Raw genomic sequence first — 16,415 nt, 5'->3', positions numbered from 1 at the left:
CCTTAAAAAACAATTGTTTTTTTGAGGAAAACACTATTATCGAAATATTTCGACATAAGAAGATGCTCAAATTGTTTTATATTGATATAATCAATAACCAGAAAAATCTTCAAAAAAAGACCGCTCACACGGTCTTCTAAGCTCAAACTTTGAATTTATAGGAACATCGGCAATTGCTTTCCTAAAACACTTTTTTCTGGTAAATTGCAGTAGACAGTCCCCAAGACAGCAAGTAGATAAGCATAATCAGTACAGTTGACCCCGTATATACAATAGGGATCGATAAATTCATAATAAAATCAGTGATCCCACTGAATTGCTCTGCTAAATAGAGAACAACAGGCGGTCCCATAGCAGATAATACGATAAAGCCAATGATCACTGCCGTTGTGATATAACCAGGCTTTAAGATATAAAACAATGGAAACGTACATGCTGCGAACAATAAAAACAACCCGCTGCCAATCGCAATATCTGACAGCGAAAACAGCTTCCCAAACACAAATAATGCAGCACTTGTCAGCACGATCGCAATACTCATATAGAAAACGGCGCCAAGATAACGTGATGCAATAATTTCTTTACGTGTATAGGGCAAGGAATTTAATAGAATATTCGTTTCTGCCTTCTCATCATAAGCATATGTGTTAAATGGAATGAAGACACTAGCGACTAGAAACGTCAATACTGGATGGACATCCATGAAAATAAAAAATAAAATAAACGGAATAAAAATAAGTAACTGCTTCTTTTGCAAAATCACATCACGCTTAATTAAATGAAACATGCGCAACCCCGCCTTTCAAATAAAACATGATATCCTCAAGCGACGCTGGTTCAATCACAACAGCATCCCCAAAAATAAGTTTCACCTCATCAATTCGATCTGTTAATGCTTCAAATCCGGCTGCCGTTCGCTGAATATGGATAAACGACTTTTCTGTGTCTCGATCCAACAAATCTAGGCTCCCCTTCACCAGCGCATAATTCTCCGCTACCTCGTGAATCGACTGTTGAAAGACCAATCTTCCATTTTGTATAAACGCAATGTAATCTGCGATGCGGTCTAAATCAGTCGTCACATGCGTCGAGAAAAAGATCGTCCGATTTCCATCAATCATCAATTCTTGTAACGTGCTGAGCAGCTCTCTTCTAAAGACCGGATCCAACCCAGCAGTTGGTTCATCCATGATAATCAGCTCAGCATGATGCGACAGTGCAATCGCAAGGGACGCCTTCATCTGCATCCCTTTTGAAAAGGTTTTGATCGCTTTATTCAGCGGCAGACCAAACTGTTCAATATATTGATAAAAAAGCTGGTCATCCCAGCGTTTATAGGCAGGTGCCACAATTCGTTTGATGTCTTTTAAATTCAATCCTGGGAAAAAAACATTGGCATCGTAAACAAAGCCGATTCGTTCCTTAATCTCTTTTTCATGGGTGCGATAATCCAATCCGAAAATTTTAACCTCACCCGAATCTGGTTTTAATAAATTCATGATCATTTTAATCGTCGTCGACTTACCGGCGCCATTTTCTCCAATAAACCCAGTAACAAAGCCTTTTTTGACCTGTAAATCAAGATTCTGAACAGAAAAGTCCTTGAACCGTTTTGATACTCCTTTGAATTCAATTACATGCTCCACTCATCTCACTCCTCATACAAGAACTTTAATAACTGCTGCAATTCATCAAAAGATAAGCCTAATTCCTTGCCGTTTGTGACAACCGCTCCAAGCTGTTCCTCAATCACCTTCAATTTTTTCTCTCTCATGACCTCTAGGTTTTGCTCGGCAACAAATGACCCCTTACCGACAATCGAATAAATAAATCCTGCCTTCTCTAACTCTTCATATGCTCGCTTTGTTGTGATGACGCTGATTTGTAAATCCTTCGCCAACTTTCGAATAGACGGCAGCGCCGCGCCTTCCACCAGCTCACCCGTTAAAATCATCGATTTGATTTGATTCGTAATTTGCTCATAGATTGGCTCCTTAGAGTGATTTGAAATCGTAATTTGCATATAAAAACCTCTTTTTTCTGTACTGGTGTTTGAAACAAAATATTGTATATATACTATATATACATTATATACACACTGAAAGAATAATCAACTATTTTTTTAATTGCAACTCAATTAAAAAACCGCACAGCTCTTCAGCTATGCGGCCTTCCCAAAAAAATTTATCTCCAATATACCCATTTTCCCATCATCCACTCCACCGGACCTCTTCTCCATTTTTTCAAATAGAGATAGCTGATGAACAGCTGTGCAGTATACAGTCCGAGAGCGAGTAGCAGCCCAAACATTGATCCCAATTGTCCAAATAGACCAAGTCCATAAGAATAGAAAATTGTTGTACAAATGATCGACTGCGCCAAATAGTTTGATAGGGACAAACGACCAAGCCCTGCAAGCAGACGTTTAAGGCCTTGGGCTGCTTTCGAATAGTAGAATACAATAAAAGCTTGAATATACCCGATCGCCAACACATATCCACCGAAAATCATAACAAATTCACTCCAAGGCGCATCAATAAACGTTGCACATTTTAGTGCAAGCCCAACGACAATCATCCAGACCCAGCCTTTTCGATAGGCCATACCTCGATCTTCTTCTGTCAGATGTCCACGTTTACCAATCACCATACCTAGCAATGCGAACGGCCCCACCATCATCGTACCGAAAAGAAACCCTAGTATCGGCATAAGCGTAATGGTCACGATCGCCAGAATGATGGTCACAATCAGCATATCGTCTTCAACCGTAACCCGGCTGAGCAAAATATCCCCATACGCTCCCTTCGCATACACCTCAGTTAAAAGTTCATCGCTCCCATAAACGAGTTTCATCATATATGGCACAACAACTAAAGACAACGCCCCTAACACACCCGACCAAATCAGCATTGTCTTGATCCGGCTGCTCAAAAACATCATCAAGAAAAACGTACATGCTCCATAATAAAGAAGAATGTCGCCATTCCAAATAAAGATATAATGCAGCATTCCAAGCACAATCAGACCAAAGCCTCGGCGAACGACAATGGCATTCGTATTGAGTCCCTTAGCTTTTGTAGATTCAATCAGCTTGATAAAAGAATACCCAAACAAAAAGGAGAAAATCGGATAAAACGACCCCTGGAACAAAATTTCCGTTACATAAACGCCAAATTCCTGCCCCCAAAAGCTCGAATCAAACATTTTCTCAAAATCATAATCATATTGGAAATTAAGCATATTCACAATCAAAATACCTAATAAACTAAAACCACGTAAACTATCAATAAACTCAACCCTAGATCCCTTCAACACGACAGCTCCTTCGGACAATATAAAGATAAAGCATATTTATCCTACCACACTTTTTAAAAATTGGTTCATATCCCCATGTGAAAAGGTGTGTTTTAAGGTAATTTTAATAAAAAAACCTAGAATATACATTCTAGGTATCATACTGATGAATTATGAATGATGATTTTCTTCTTCTTCCCGCAGCACACGCTTCAAATAAAACAAAATTCCCAAACCGAATAAAATCAACGCCATTTCCAAGTCTGCAGAAATCGACAACCATTTCAGCATCATTAAAATCAACAAAACCGCTCCAATCCCTGCGAAAAAAATGACGTTTCTTTTTAATTCTTTGTTTGATTGAAACAACACTCTCTCCTCCACTATTTATCAATTGAATGTTTTTCTAACTTTTTCAATATTCTTTCCCAGCCGGTATCTCCCATTTTCCGATCTATTAACTGCCCCTCTTGATTAAAGAGGCAAAAGCTAGGTAATCCTTGAATCTTATACTTTGCAACAATCTCATAATCCTGATCCAATACAATAGGATCGGTCATATTCTTTTCCTCTGCATACTCTGAAACAACATATTCCGATTTTTCCTCTTCTGTATATGGAACATGGACACAGGTTAAATGAATACCCAGCTCATTCACACGTTGTAGAATATGATTGGTTAATTCTTCACAATTAGGACAGTTGACTGACCAAAAATAAAGAAGCTGATGCTGTCCCTTAGGTAAACTCCTTTGATCTGAAGGGTAAATCCAAGGTAGATTCTCAGGCCAGTTGAGTTTCTGCGTTTCCACTATTCATCCCCCTTTTCCTTTAGCTGAAAAGCAATAATCTTCCCTAATGCTTCCTCTGCTGCAAAAGGAGTAACGCTGCCTGTTGGATTTTCTTGTTCTTGTTTTAAGCACTCGTACATGTTTTTTTCAATTTTTGATGGATCAATCCAAGAGATACACCATGATGCCCAGAAACAAGTCGGTCCCTCATAACGTTTAGCCAGTGCCAGAAGGAATGGCAAGCTAGGCTGCCCAATCCTCATGAGTGACATGGCAGCGGCCATTCTTGTATCTTCTTCGTCACTTTCTAATAGCCGAGCTAGCGGTTCTGCTGCGTCCCCCGCATCTGCTCCAAATTCACCAAGTACAGCTGCTGCAATGTTCCGCAGAGAGCCTTTTTCTTTTAAAGCCTCAACAAGGACGGGCACTGCATCTTTTCCATATTTTCTTAAATCTCCTATTGCTTGAACGATCGTTACTTCATTTGTATTGGCCAATTGTTGAACGGATTGAGACAGCTTATTTTCTGGTTTCATTTACAATCAACTCCTCTTTTTAATGAACCGCACGGTATCGATAACAAAGCACATAAAATCCAGCTCCAGCCACTAGGGATACAATTGTAGTCAACAAGCCATCAGTGATGAGATGAATGCTAATAATGACCATAGCACTCATCACAGACGCAAATAGTAAGGATCGATAATAGGCGGCCAAAGCAAAACTCCTTTCTCGTCTCAGAGGCTGCATAAAGGCAAAGAGCCGTATGGCCAAAAACCATATATAAACTCCTCCACCAAATAAGGTCCCATACAATACATCCTGAATACCAGCCAATAAAAGAGAAACCAAGTAGAACGCATACAGCCAAAAGGTTTGAAACACTTCTAACAGAATGATTTTTTGATATAAAGCGCCTGGAAAAAGGTAGAGCACTCCTGTTTGTGCGTGTCTTACAATCCCTGCATAATATGAACTAAAAAGAACGGATGCCGCAATGACGATCAAGAATAGATTCAGCCAATCTGAAAAATAAGTAAAGACAACATAGTAAGTACCAATTAACAGCATGGTAAATAGCACATGGAAGGTGATATATTTTTTTATCAGCAATAATTCAATCCAAAGAAAAGCCCAAATGCCCGTTAATGTCAGAAGTCCCCACCATGTCCTGCTCTTTTTTTGAACGATTGGACTTGATTGAATATGTTTCCCCTCAAATTCCTCCCAAAATACTGCTTCCTTGACTAAAGACTCCTTCATCTCTAAACGATGACTAGCCCTGTACATCATCGTGAAAGATAGGAACATCACTCCCACAAAAATGAAGAAAGAAAGGATGGAAAACTGTTCAATCATACGTCCAGCTTGAAACATCAAAGAATCAGCAAAGTTCATCAAAGAGGGCTGTTTCATCATCAACTGATTCAAAACAAGCAGTGCAAAGCTGAAAAACATCAATACAAAGCCGAGTAAGAGCAGTCGCTTGTATACTCGAATGGTTCTAGCACAAGACACCGCAATCATCCAAGTTTCGACCAAACATAACAGCCCTGTCAGGATGAGTGATTTGCCAAGCAGAAACGGGTACTGCTGCGTCATAAAAAACAGAAGAAAATCCGCAGCCAAAGCAGAGATAATAAGAAGAGCACCTCGCCAGAAAAGGTGATACATCCACACACTGATAACAACCGTCCATAAAGAAGCGCCATTTCCATATAACCAAATGATATCGTTCATCTGACTAGGCAGCCGATTCGTAAACAAACCAACCCCCGTATAAAGAACAAACAGACAATGATCCATCCTGCTGCACTCGTATCCCAATCACCCATACTTGAAACCGTGCTAAGCTGAAAACCAATTGCCGTAATAAAGAGAAGTAAGATCAGAAAAGGCATTTTCTTTTCTTGATTTTTACTGATAAAGCGCCTTTGAGATTTCATCCATAATAGGGAGAGTGTGTTATTCACTTGACCACTCCCCCAGAAGTTGAATGACTTCTGCCCTCCAATCACTCTGTTCTTCCTTTAATTGAGGAACATCCATGTTCTTCATGATGGCACCGTCTCGAATCAATACCACCCTGCTGGCCGTATCGAGAACGAACTCCAGACTATGAGTCGACACAAAGACCGACCCACCTTGACTGCTTTTTTGTCTTAGCCAATCCGACAGCCACTGTTTTGACGGTATATCTAACCCAACAGTCGGTTCATCTAATATAAAAAGGGAGGCATCTTGAACAATGGCCCCTGCTAAGACAACACGCTGCTTTTGGCCTCTTGACAGCCTTCCGCACAGTTCATTCATCTTTTTTTCCATATTTACTTCTTTCAACGCTCCATATACCTTTTCCTTGATCTGTTTTAAGCCTTTATGATATCCACGTGCACGGAATTGAACATGTTCAGCAGCCGTTAGGTCTGGATACAAATAGGGGTGATCAGGAATAAGCGCGACTTGTTTTTGAACATGGGAATGACCAGGCGGGAAACCCTCTATGAGAATTTCCCCTCCATCTGGTTTATATAGACCCGTTAAACATCGAATCGTTGTCGTCTTCCCGGCACCATTAGGCCCAAGCAGTGCCACAACCTCACCTGCTTCGATGGAAAACGACAAATCCTCTATCCCATCACCATTGCTATATCGTTTGCTTACATTCTGAACCTCCATGAATGGCATCAAATCTCTCCCTTTGATTAGAGTGATGTATGCTTATCTATGGTGTGTTATAAAATCAAAAAACGAATGTCATTAGGCCTACTAATCTCTAACCCTAATATTACCATATAGAGAATAACAAGGTAATAGGAATGAGGTAATCTATTCTATATACAACGGAAAAAGAAAATAGATTATGTACAAAATAAAAAAAGATTGGGTTGCAGTATCCCAATCTTTTATCTATTAACCCAAAACTATCTCCTGACACGCCCAAGCATCCACCTCCGCCTTTAAAGCAGGAGAAGCCAATGCCACCACATAAATCATTGTCATACAAGGCAGATGATCGCCTAAAAACTGCCCCATGATTCGTTTCCTGCTCTCAGCATCGAACTCACCTACCAAATAAAACACTAGCTTCGTTATATCTTCTACTTTCATATCTGCCGCTTCTAGATTGCGTTTTACATTCTCTAACGCTAGCTCGAGCTGTTCCATCGGGCTTGCTGGGATGTTCCCATCGACTTCCATCCCCACTTGCCCCGATAAAGTTAACCACCGCTGCGGCCCCGTTGTTTCTATTTGATGAGTGTAGGGCGCAACTGGCGGGTGAATGGTCTCAGGATTACGTGATGTTCTCATGAATAAAATCCCCTTTTCTGAAAATACAGTCAATTTTTATCCATCATATCAAACTATCTACCGTATTCAGAGTTTTATGCTCATAGTAAACCTGAAGAAACAATTGCAATGGCAACCTATAATTCTTGTTTTCTAAAAAGAAACCATCCGATGAGAAAAAAGAAAATGATCAATACCGATACACCTAGCAAGCTTGTAAGCGCCTGATCCGAATAAGTCCCTCTATGAATCATCTCCTCAGCTGCACTTGTTACGCCTTTAGGTGCAAACTTCCCTAATGTTTCCTCATAAAATGAAGGAACGGTAAATAAAATAAGGTTGATCAAAAGCGATACACCGCCAGCTGTGACGGAACGCGTAAAGAATGCCGAAGCACAAATGGTTGATACCACAATCAGCAATAAGTTTGGATAATAAAGAAGCGTGCCTTTAACCACATTGCCCCAATCCACATGCCCAAATTGAATGTCCACATAATAAACAGAGGCAAGCACCGCCACCACCAAACTAAACAAAGTCAAACAAGCATAGGCACATATTTTTGAGACATAATAACTCATTCGACTGATCGGCTTCACCATAATCATCGCCGTCACCCCAGAGGCACGCTCTCCAGCAATCGTCCCCATCACGATCATAATGAGGATAAACACGCCGAGTGAATCAAATTTACTCAATGCACTGGCTAAAGCCTCTCCAGCACTAGGCTCTGGTATATAAAATGTAGACCCTTCAGGTAAATTAGCGGATTTCGATAAAAGATCCGGCAGCATTTTGAGCGTAATAGGCTGTGTAATCATTAAAATCGTAAAAATGATCGGCACAAATAAGATTTTATAACTAGTGAATAACTCCCTAAATTCCTTTTTCAACATCATCATGCCGTCACAACCTTCATGAAAATATCTTCAAGCGTTATCTTAGATAGTCGATATTGGAGAAGAACACCGCCAGTTTCAGTGATGAGAGCCGGCAGTTCCTTCAATGCCGTTTGTTGATTGTTGACTCGCACCTGATAAGCGTCTTCTGTCTCCATGCATTCCTCCACCCAATCCCGTTCTTTTAACAAAGCCATTAGTTTCGTATTCTGTTGTTCTAATTGAAATTCAATCACTGGCTGGATATAGTCTTCTTTGATCTGTTTCATCGAAGAGGACATCTCAATTTTGCCGCTGTTGATCATGATAATATGATCCGCCACACGTTCAATGTCATCTAAAATATGGGTCGACATAAAGATCAGCATCTCATGCTTTAGACGCTCAATCAAAGTCAGGACGTCTTTTCTTCCCATTGGATCAAGTGCAGAGACAGGCTCATCTAGGATGAGAACCTTCGGGCTGTTGATCAGTGCCTGCGCAATGGCAAGCCTTTGCTTCATCCCTCCGCTATAGCTACCAATGGCTCGATCCTTCGCCTCGTATATGCGGCAAAGCTTCAATAGCTCCTCTGTTTTGGAGCGAATGATGTTTTTCTCTAATTGAAATAATCCGCCAACCCAATGCATCCACTCCTGCCCTGTCATATCCTGATAAAATGCAGGCTGCTGCGGACAATAGCCGATCACATGACTAATGTCATCCATGTCCTTTGTCACATCCATACCTGCCACCTTTACGACACCTGACGTAGGACGAGCAAGCCCCGTCAGAATCCGAATCGTCGTTGTCTTCCCCGCTCCATTGGCTCCTAAAAAGCCAACACATCCAACCTCCCCAACAGAAAACGAGACATCTTTTAACACTTCATGCCGTCCATACGATTTCGTCAGCCCGTGACACTCCAACATATTCAAGCGAATCCCCCCTACTAAGATTGTTTACGACCAAAAATGAAATACGTAATAGGGCCGGCACTCGCCACAAACACAATCACCAAAGCCCAAACCCACTTCACCTCTCCTCTGATTCTCGATGGGTCTCTTTTCAACAAATCAAACAAACCAATCACCATCAAAATCGCTTGCAGCAAAATAAGAGGTAAAATCATCTTCATATCCATCCACGCCACTCCCTTTTCAAACGCCAATTTGTTTTGATATCACTTCTTTTGACGACATGAAGAGAGGATTCGTTCAAACAGATTTTATTTTTATCGATCGAATGATCTATAAGATATAAAAAGCCCAGTGAAGGTTAGTTCACTGGGCCTGCTTGTGATGATCATGACAAATCTCGCAAAATCTTTTCCATTTTCTTTCCCTTGGCTAATTCATCAATCAGCTTATCTAAATAACGAATGTTCTGCATGGTCTCTTCCTCAATGTCCTCTACTCGAATACCACAGATGACTCCTTTGATTAAACTGCGGGAAGGATGAAGCTCAGGAGCCTCAGCAAAGAAGGTTTCAATGTCTATCTGTTTATCTATCTGTTCCAGCAACTCTTCTGGACTGTACCCTGTTAACCAACAAATAATCGTATCGACTTCAGCCTTTGTTCGTCCCTTTCTCTCTGCCTTTGCGATATAGAGAGGATAGACTTTTGCAAAGCTCATTGAGTAAACTTTATGTTTGGTCATGTGCTCTTCTCTCTTTCTTTTTTAAATATTCAAGCTGTATTGCCTTCTCTAGGTGCCGCTCTCTTAGTATGCCTATTCCCTTTTTATTACCTGCATCTTTATTGAACGAAACGGAATCCTAGAAATATACTAATCAGTCCTTCGACCGTGGCAGGAACGCCAATCAACAAATAAGATCTTATAAACAATGCGATTTAAACGATATAGAAAAAAATAATTCCCCGTTTTTCTTTTTAAAGTACCGAATAAAAATAGCATCGCCCCCTTGAAAACGATCTATCTTTTGTGAAGAAAAGCAGCCTTAGATAGAAATTCACTAATATTATTCTAATACTTGTATACTTTATCTTTCTAAAATAAAAACTCATTAATGATTTATCTATTCGATACTTCATTAATGAGTTTGCTAATTATTAGAAATTCAATGCAAGTTGTTCTGACATTAATTCTGCTTGTTCGAGCACGGTTTCGACTGCTTGTTTACTAATTTCTGGTGGGTAACCGTATTTTTTCAATAGTCGTTTAACAATGACACGCATTTTTGCACGTGCAGAATCACGTAGATTCCAATCAATGCTCATATTTTCTTTAATAGACTGTGTTAGTTCATGGGCAATAATTTTTAACGTATCATCACCTAAAACTTGTTCAGCTGTATCATGCGAAGCTAACGCATCATAGAAAGCAATTTCTTCCTTCACCATGCCATTTTGCTCTCCACGTTTATATGCCTCATCCATTTCTTTTGCCAATACAATTAATTCCTCAATAACTTTTGAAGTTTCAATAGTACGTTTGTTGTATTTATTTAGCGAATTTGTTAGCATTTCTGAGAACTTACGCGCCTTAATTAAGTTACTACGCTGTACATTTTTCACTTTACCGTTTAATAAACGATTCAGTAATTCCACCGCTAAGTTCTTTTGTGGTAAAGCTCGAACATCTTCTAAAAATTGGTCCGATAAGATCGAAATATCTGGATTCTCTAAACCAAGCTCTTTATAAATATCAATCACATCTTCAGAAATAACTGATCTTGAAATCAGTTGATTAATCTGCGCATCCATTTGTGTCGCTGTTTTCTTTTTACTACCATCACTAATGGTTTTCACAATACTTGCTTTTACAGCCTTGAAGAAACCAATTTCATCATTTAGTTCCTCAGCTTCTTTCGACGTTGCACATAGCGCATAAGCTTTAGATAATTCTGTAACCGTATCTAAAAAACGTATCTTTTCTTCTTTACCAAGACCTATCACATGATCCATTGTATTGATAATAGCCTTAATGCGTTGTGATGACTTTTCAGATTTGAAACCCGAATAATCATGACCATACAACATTTCTAAAATTAGTTGATGCTTCTCTAACATTATATCTACTGCAAGTGCTGTATCGACACCAGCCGTTTCACGATCACTATCAGTATATTGTTTCAATGCTTCTTTTAAATTATCCGCAATACCAATATAATCGACGACCAAGCCACCTGGTTTGTCTTTAAATACACGATTCACACGAGCAATAGCTTGCATTAAGTTATGGCCTTTCATCGGTTTATCAATATACATCGTATTCATTGCAGGAACATCAAACCCTGTTAGCCACATATCTCGGACAATAACGATTTTTAACGGATCATCATTATCTTTCATACGACGAGCTAAAAATTCACGACGTTTTTTCGTACCGATGAATGGCTGCCATTCTACTGGATCGCTAGAGGAACCTGTCATAACAATTTTAATTGCACCCTTATCATCGTCATCTGAGTGCCATTCTGGTCGGATTTTAATAATTTCTTTATATAAATCAATCGCAATACGGCGTGACATCACAACGATCATTGATTTACCAAACATGGCTTTTTCACGTTCTTCATAATGATGAACTAAATCTTGTGCCATTTTTTCAACACGTGAACTAGCGCCAGCAACTGCTTCTAAACGTGACCATTTTGACTTTAGCTTTTCTTTTGTTGATAATTCTTGGTCTTCTGTAATATCTTCATAATCATCATCAATCGCTAATCCTTCTGGTAGCTCTAAAGGAATAACACGTGATTCATAGAAAATTTTAACCGTCGCACCATCTTCCACAGCCTGTGACATATCATATACATCAATATATTCACCAAATACAGCTGGTGTATTACGGTCTGTTGATTCTACTGGAGTTCCTGTGAAACCAATAAATGAAGCATTTGGTAATGCATCACGAACATATTTTGCATAACCATATTTCATTTCACCTTCATGGTTTTTTTGTTGCGATAACGCTGCACCAAAACCATATTGTGAGCGGTGAGCTTCATCTGCCATGACAATGACATTTGTACGGTCTGTTAAACACGGCATTTCACCTGTTTTTTCATCTGGTGAAAATTTTTGTAATGTTGTAAAAATAATACCGCCAGATTCTACACTTAGTAATTCTCGTAAAGAATCACTCGATTTCGCTTGGCTTGGTGATTGACGTAAAATATCCTTGGACACCGAGAACGTTTTATACAACTGATCATCTAGATCATTACGGTCAGTTAAAACAACTAATGTCGGATTATTATTCATAGTCTTAATAAGTTTACCTGCATAAAAGACCATCGATAAACTTTTACCAGAACCTTGCGTATGCCATACGACGCCAATTTTCTGGTCGCCATCTTCTTTTGTTGCTAGTTGTGCTTTCTCAACTGCTTTGTTGACCGCATGATATTGATGGTATGCCGCTAAAATTTTTAAAGTATTTTCACCATCAGATTGGAATAAAATAAAGTTTTGAATAATGTCTAATAAACGATTAGGCTCTAACATGCCATTAATCATCACTTCAAGTTGAGGTTCAGCTGGTCTTGCTAATGAAGTACCATCAACAGTACGCCATTTCATAAAACGTTCTTCATTTGCTGTAAGAGAACCAACGCGCGCATTAATACCATCGCTTGTAATTAAGAAAGCATTGTAACGGAATAGTGTAGGAATCGCTTGTTTATACGTTTGAATTTGATTGTATGCATCGGAAATATCAACATCTTCATTCGTCGCATTTTTGAGTTCCATGACGACAACAGGTAACCCATTGACGAACACAAGTACATCAGGGCGTTTATTTGATTGCCCTTCAATAATCGTAAACTGATTGACTGCCATAAAGTCATTGTTTTTATAATTTTCAAAATCAAATACATAGACAGAAACAGTGGGGTTATACCCATCTATTCCTTGTACTTGTATCTCAATACCATCTGTCGCAAGCTTATGGAATTGTTTATTATTCAAAATTAAATTTGGTGAAGCATTCGCTACAATTTTTTGAACGGCTTCTTCAATCACTTTTACATCAAGTGTTGGATTAATCTTTCGAAGCGAATCACGCAACCGATCAACTAATACAATATCTTGAAAACTAGCACGCTCTGGACTATCACCATCCGGTGCAATATCTGGCCCCTCTACAATGTCATAACCTAGTTCTTCTAACCACTCTAATGACGCAACTTCTAATTCTGATTCATTGTATTTAAACACTGATTACACCTCAGTTCATCAGGAATTTCGATTTCACCCGAAAGAAGTTTTGGAAGGAGAGTGTCGCGGACTTTTCTTAATATTAATGTTTCTTCTTTTAATTTAGTCATCATTTGCATATTTGGTTCACTGATATCTGTAAACTTTTTGATTAATTCATTTGGAGGAATAGCAATTAAATAATTTATAAGTGTTTCTGCCTTTACTCTTTGTCGTCCAGAACTGCCGTTCATATTTTTGATGGCATAATTTTTAAAATTTTGTTCAGATGCAAAGTAATAAGAGAATGAAGAAGCAATATTATTTTTCGTTCGAATCGTGATAAATTCTGTTGATCCCCATCCTACTTCATTTTCATTTAAGAAATCTACAAATCCAATTTTGCCATTTTCTAAACAGGGAGTTATTCGTGCTAATAGAGTATCCCCATTTCTGAACTTACTTCCAGATTTAAAAGGCTTTTGAATGTAATCGTATACCATTGCAGAAGTATTAAGATTTTTCATTTCTACAAATGTAGCTGTTTTATTTTTAGCTATCTTTTCTATAGGTGAAAATTCTAAAATATTGCCTGCCTTACATATCACCCAATCTTTAGGTATCTCCCCCAACTCACTTTCTACCATTTTTCCACCACTTGATTTATAAGGCTGTCCTTCTTCATTTGGAAATTCAAAATCGATAAACCAGTGTTTGAAAAGAGTTTGAGAGAATTGTTCTAAATTACGTATAATATCATTATTTTCTTCAATCTTAGAATCAAATAATGATAAGATATATCCTATTTTCTTTTGTTCAATGATATTTGGTAAAGACATCGAATAATCTAAAATAGCTTCTTTTTGTGCTCGTTGTCTACCAGAAGTTCCAGTCATTGATTTAATAGCGGCTTCTCTTACTTCTGGATGACGCATTAAATAATAAATAAATTGTGGATCACCTTTACCCTCTTTTGCTCTAACAACAAAAAATTCTGTTGAACCAAACGCAACTTCGTTTTCATCTAGAATATTTACAAAAGCTGTTTTTCCATTTTCTAAACATGGTGTAATACGAGCTACAAGAGTGTCTTGATTTTTAAACTTTGAGCCACTTTTAAATTCCGCTAACTCGTAACCTTTTATCCGCTTTATATTTTCATTTAAATGCTCCATTGCAATTTTTTTAGTTATAGTGCCTTTTTTTAATACCATTCTTGGATTGATTTCAAGTATATTACTTAATGGCTGTTCTTTAAAATTCATACCCAATACCACCTAACGCTTTGCGAATCTGTTCTTCTAACTCTTTTGACTTCGCAAATTGCCTTGATAATTCACTTGTTAAGTGTGCCATTTTTTCTTCAAACGGTTCACTGTCATCATCTTCTTGTTCTGCTAAACCTACATAACGTCCTGGTGTTAAAATATGGTCGTTATTGCGTACTTCTTCAACTGTTGCCTCTTTACAAAAACCTAATTCATCAGTATATTCTTGTTCATTCGTACCACGCCACGCATGGAATGTGCCAGCAATCTTTTGAATGTCTTCATCAGTAAATTCTTTATGTGTACGATCTGCCATAAATCCTAAATTACGTGCATCAATAAAGAGCATTTTATTATTGCGTTCACGTTTGCCAGTCTTCACTTTATTTTTCGATACGAACCATAAACATACAGGAATTTGCGTTGAGTAAAATAGCTGACCTGGTAGTGTCACAATACATTCAACTAAATCATTTTCAATTAAGTTTTTACGGATTTCACCTTCTCCACCTGTATTAGAAGACATGGAACCATTTGCCAAAACAAACCCTGCTGTTCCTGCTGGTGCTAGTTTTGAAATCATATGTTGTACCCAAGCATAGTTAGCGTTACCTTCTGGTGGAATTCCAAATTGCCAACGCATATCATCTTTTAGTTTATCGCCGCCCCAATCTTTAATATTGAATGGTGGGTTCGCTAAAATATAGTCTGCCTTTAATCCTTTATGTAGATCATTCAGGAATGTATCTGCATTATGCGGTCCAATATTCCCATCAATTCCTCGAATTGCTAAGTTCATTTTACAAAGTTTCCATGTTGTCGGGTTCGACTCTTGGCCATATACAGATAAGTTATCAATACGTCCTTGATGTTCTTTTACGAACTTAGATGATTGAACAAACATACCACCTGATCCACATGCAGGGTCATATACTCGTCCCTTATAAGGCTCTAACATTTCAACAAGTAAACGTACGACTGATGATGGTGTATAAAATTCCCCGCCATTCTTTCCTTCTGCACTTGCAAAGTTACTTAAGAAATATTCATATACGCGTCCGATAACATCTTTCTCTCGACTATCTTCATCTCCGACTTTAAAAGAGAATAAATCAATTGTTTCACCTAGACGTGTTTTATCTAATTCTGGGCGAGCAAATGATTTAGGTAATACGCCTACTAACGATGGGTTTTCTTTTTCAATTGCAACCATGGCTGCATCAATTAATTGACCAACTTCTGGTTTTTTCGCGTTGTCTTTAATGAATGACCACCGCGCTTCTTTTGGTACAAAAAAGATGTTATCTGCAACATATTCATCCCGATCTTCCTCATCTGCCCATTCATCTTCTTTTAACTCTAAATACTTTTCTTCAAAAGCATCTGATACATATTTTAAAAATAATAATCCTAATACGACGTTTTTATATTCACCAGAATCCATTGATCCTCTTAATTTATCTGCCATTCTCCATAATTTTTCTTCGAATCCCAGATTTGCTGTTGCCATGTTGTTGTCCTCCTGTAACCTATATCTTATCTATGTCTATTATATCATTTAAATCAAATATTAATTGAAAAAATAACAATATATTCTAATTCACCTCAAACTTAAGATAGAGACTTCTTGAATGTTCGACGTTAGCTTATAATCTGATCAGTTCCAGATCCTCTACCCTTTATCAACTGATTTTCAAATATTGAATTCTAGTTCTTTTATCACAA

The 16,415-nt window shown here is 38.3% G+C and carries 18 protein-coding genes; all 18 read right to left on the bottom strand.

Going from position 1 to position 16,415, the window contains the following annotated elements:
• Window positions 1-181 precede the first annotated feature (181 nt).
• The 18 genes from MKX52_RS01185 to MKX52_RS01100 all read right to left on the bottom strand — a co-directional run bounded on the left by MKX52_RS01185 (window position 182) and on the right by MKX52_RS01100 (window position 16,200).
• Complete coding sequence (locus MKX52_RS01185; RefSeq protein WP_342491294.1) at window positions 182-787, bottom strand: ABC-2 transporter permease; 606 nt, start codon at window positions 785-787, stop codon at window positions 182-184.
• Complete coding sequence (locus MKX52_RS01180) at window positions 771-1,646, bottom strand: ABC transporter ATP-binding protein (RefSeq protein ID WP_342491293.1); 876 nt, start codon at window positions 1,644-1,646, stop codon at window positions 771-773. The genes MKX52_RS01185 and MKX52_RS01180 overlap by 17 nt, the downstream gene beginning before the upstream one ends.
• A 5-nt stretch (window positions 1,647-1,651) precedes the next feature.
• Window positions 1,652-2,023 (bottom strand): GntR family transcriptional regulator, encoded by a 372-nt coding sequence (locus MKX52_RS01175; RefSeq protein ID WP_342491292.1) that lies wholly within the window; start codon window positions 2,021-2,023, stop codon window positions 1,652-1,654.
• A 161-nt stretch (window positions 2,024-2,184) separates the two neighbouring features.
• Window positions 2,185-3,312 carry a DUF418 domain-containing protein gene (locus tag MKX52_RS01170; RefSeq protein ID WP_342491291.1) on the bottom strand — a complete coding sequence of 376 codons (1,128 nt, stop codon included), beginning with the start codon at window positions 3,310-3,312 and terminating at the stop codon, window positions 2,185-2,187.
• Window positions 3,313-3,465: 153 nt separating this feature from the next.
• Window positions 3,466-3,666, bottom strand: coding sequence for a hypothetical protein (locus MKX52_RS01165; RefSeq protein WP_249856755.1), 201 nt, complete (start codon window positions 3,664-3,666; stop codon window positions 3,466-3,468).
• An 11-nt stretch (window positions 3,667-3,677) separates the two neighbouring features.
• On the bottom strand, window positions 3,678-4,106 hold the full coding sequence (locus tag MKX52_RS01160; protein WP_342491290.1) for a TlpA disulfide reductase family protein: 429 nt from the start codon (window positions 4,104-4,106) through the stop codon (window positions 3,678-3,680).
• On the bottom strand, window positions 4,106-4,621 hold the full coding sequence (locus MKX52_RS01155; protein ID WP_064498196.1) for a HEAT repeat domain-containing protein: 516 nt from the start codon (window positions 4,619-4,621) through the stop codon (window positions 4,106-4,108). The genes MKX52_RS01160 and MKX52_RS01155 overlap by 1 nt, the downstream gene beginning before the upstream one ends.
• Window positions 4,622-4,640: 19 nt before the next feature.
• Window positions 4,641-5,852, bottom strand: coding sequence for a sporulation killing factor system integral membrane protein (gene skfF, locus MKX52_RS01150; RefSeq protein WP_342491289.1), 1,212 nt, complete (start codon window positions 5,850-5,852; stop codon window positions 4,641-4,643).
• A complete protein-coding gene (locus tag MKX52_RS01145) occupies window positions 5,822-6,058 on the bottom strand; it encodes a hypothetical protein (RefSeq protein WP_342491288.1) in 237 nt (78 codons plus the stop codon). The genes skfF and MKX52_RS01145 overlap by 31 nt, the downstream gene beginning before the upstream one ends.
• Window positions 6,051-6,773 (bottom strand): ABC transporter ATP-binding protein, encoded by a 723-nt coding sequence (locus MKX52_RS01140; protein ID WP_342491287.1) that lies wholly within the window; start codon window positions 6,771-6,773, stop codon window positions 6,051-6,053. The genes MKX52_RS01145 and MKX52_RS01140 overlap by 8 nt, the downstream gene beginning before the upstream one ends.
• Window positions 6,774-6,998: 225 nt before the next feature.
• Window positions 6,999-7,397, bottom strand: a complete 399-nt coding sequence (locus tag MKX52_RS01135) for a RidA family protein (RefSeq protein WP_342491286.1) — start codon at window positions 7,395-7,397, stop codon at window positions 6,999-7,001.
• A gap of 116 nt (window positions 7,398-7,513) precedes the next feature.
• A complete protein-coding gene (locus tag MKX52_RS01130) occupies window positions 7,514-8,278 on the bottom strand; it encodes an ABC transporter permease subunit (protein WP_342491285.1) in 765 nt (254 codons plus the stop codon).
• Entirely contained in the window at window positions 8,275-9,192 is a 918-nt protein-coding gene (locus MKX52_RS01125) for an ABC transporter ATP-binding protein (protein WP_342491284.1), read from the bottom strand. Before MKX52_RS01125 ends, MKX52_RS01130 begins: the two co-directional genes overlap by 4 nt.
• A gap of 14 nt (window positions 9,193-9,206) precedes the next feature.
• Window positions 9,207-9,398: a PLD nuclease N-terminal domain-containing protein gene (locus MKX52_RS01120; RefSeq protein WP_217609098.1), complete on the bottom strand. Its 192-nt coding sequence runs from the start codon at window positions 9,396-9,398 to the stop codon at window positions 9,207-9,209.
• 161 nt (window positions 9,399-9,559) lie between these two features.
• The gene (locus tag MKX52_RS01115; RefSeq protein ID WP_342491283.1) at window positions 9,560-9,916 is read right to left on the bottom strand and encodes a DUF2200 domain-containing protein; all 357 of its coding nucleotides are present in this window, start codon (window positions 9,914-9,916) and stop codon (window positions 9,560-9,562) included.
• A gap of 413 nt (window positions 9,917-10,329) precedes the next feature.
• Entirely contained in the window at window positions 10,330-13,443 is a 3,114-nt protein-coding gene (locus MKX52_RS01110; protein ID WP_342491282.1) for a type I restriction endonuclease subunit R, read from the bottom strand.
• Entirely contained in the window at window positions 13,416-14,687 is a 1,272-nt protein-coding gene (locus tag MKX52_RS01105) for a restriction endonuclease subunit S (protein ID WP_342491281.1), read from the bottom strand. The genes MKX52_RS01110 and MKX52_RS01105 overlap by 28 nt, the downstream gene beginning before the upstream one ends.
• Window positions 14,677-16,200: a class I SAM-dependent DNA methyltransferase gene (locus tag MKX52_RS01100; RefSeq protein WP_342491280.1), complete on the bottom strand. Its 1,524-nt coding sequence runs from the start codon at window positions 16,198-16,200 to the stop codon at window positions 14,677-14,679. The genes MKX52_RS01105 and MKX52_RS01100 overlap by 11 nt, the downstream gene beginning before the upstream one ends.
• Window positions 16,201-16,415: the final 215 nt, after the last annotated feature.

Origin of the sequence: Bacillus sp. FSL R5-0422 (genome assembly GCF_038610765.1) — a bacterium.
GTDB classification, from domain to species: Bacteria; Bacillota; Bacilli; order Bacillales; family Bacillaceae; genus Bacillus; species Bacillus pumilus_O.
Note: the sequence above shows the minus strand (reverse complement) of the source record. Positions and strands in the feature narration are given on the sequence as shown.

Excerpts from the sequence above, each read along its gene's own strand:
- MKX52_RS01185 (WP_342491294.1), bottom strand. The coding sequence starts at position 787 with ATGTTTCATTTAATTAAGCGTGATGTGATTTTGCAAAAGAAGCAGTTA.
- MKX52_RS01175 (WP_342491292.1), bottom strand. The coding sequence starts at position 2,023 with ATGCAAATTACGATTTCAAATCACTCTAAGGAGCCAATCTATGAGCAA.
- MKX52_RS01155 (WP_064498196.1), bottom strand. The coding sequence starts at position 4,621 with ATGAAACCAGAAAATAAGCTGTCTCAATCCGTTCAACAATTGGCCAAT.
- MKX52_RS01140 (WP_342491287.1), bottom strand. The coding sequence starts at position 6,773 with ATGCCATTCATGGAGGTTCAGAATGTAAGCAAACGATATAGCAATGGT.
- MKX52_RS01135 (WP_342491286.1), bottom strand. The coding sequence starts at position 7,397 with ATGAGAACATCACGTAATCCTGAGACCATTCACCCGCCAGTTGCGCCC.
- MKX52_RS01130 (WP_342491285.1), bottom strand. The coding sequence starts at position 8,278 with ATGATGATGTTGAAAAAGGAATTTAGGGAGTTATTCACTAGTTATAAA.
- MKX52_RS01120 (WP_217609098.1), bottom strand. The coding sequence starts at position 9,398 with ATGGATATGAAGATGATTTTACCTCTTATTTTGCTGCAAGCGATTTTG.
- MKX52_RS01115 (WP_342491283.1), bottom strand. The coding sequence starts at position 9,916 with ATGACCAAACATAAAGTTTACTCAATGAGCTTTGCAAAAGTCTATCCT.
- MKX52_RS01105 (WP_342491281.1), bottom strand. The coding sequence starts at position 14,687 with ATGAATTTTAAAGAACAGCCATTAAGTAATATACTTGAAATCAATCCA.
- MKX52_RS01100 (WP_342491280.1), bottom strand. The coding sequence starts at position 16,200 with ATGGCAACAGCAAATCTGGGATTCGAAGAAAAATTATGGAGAATGGCA.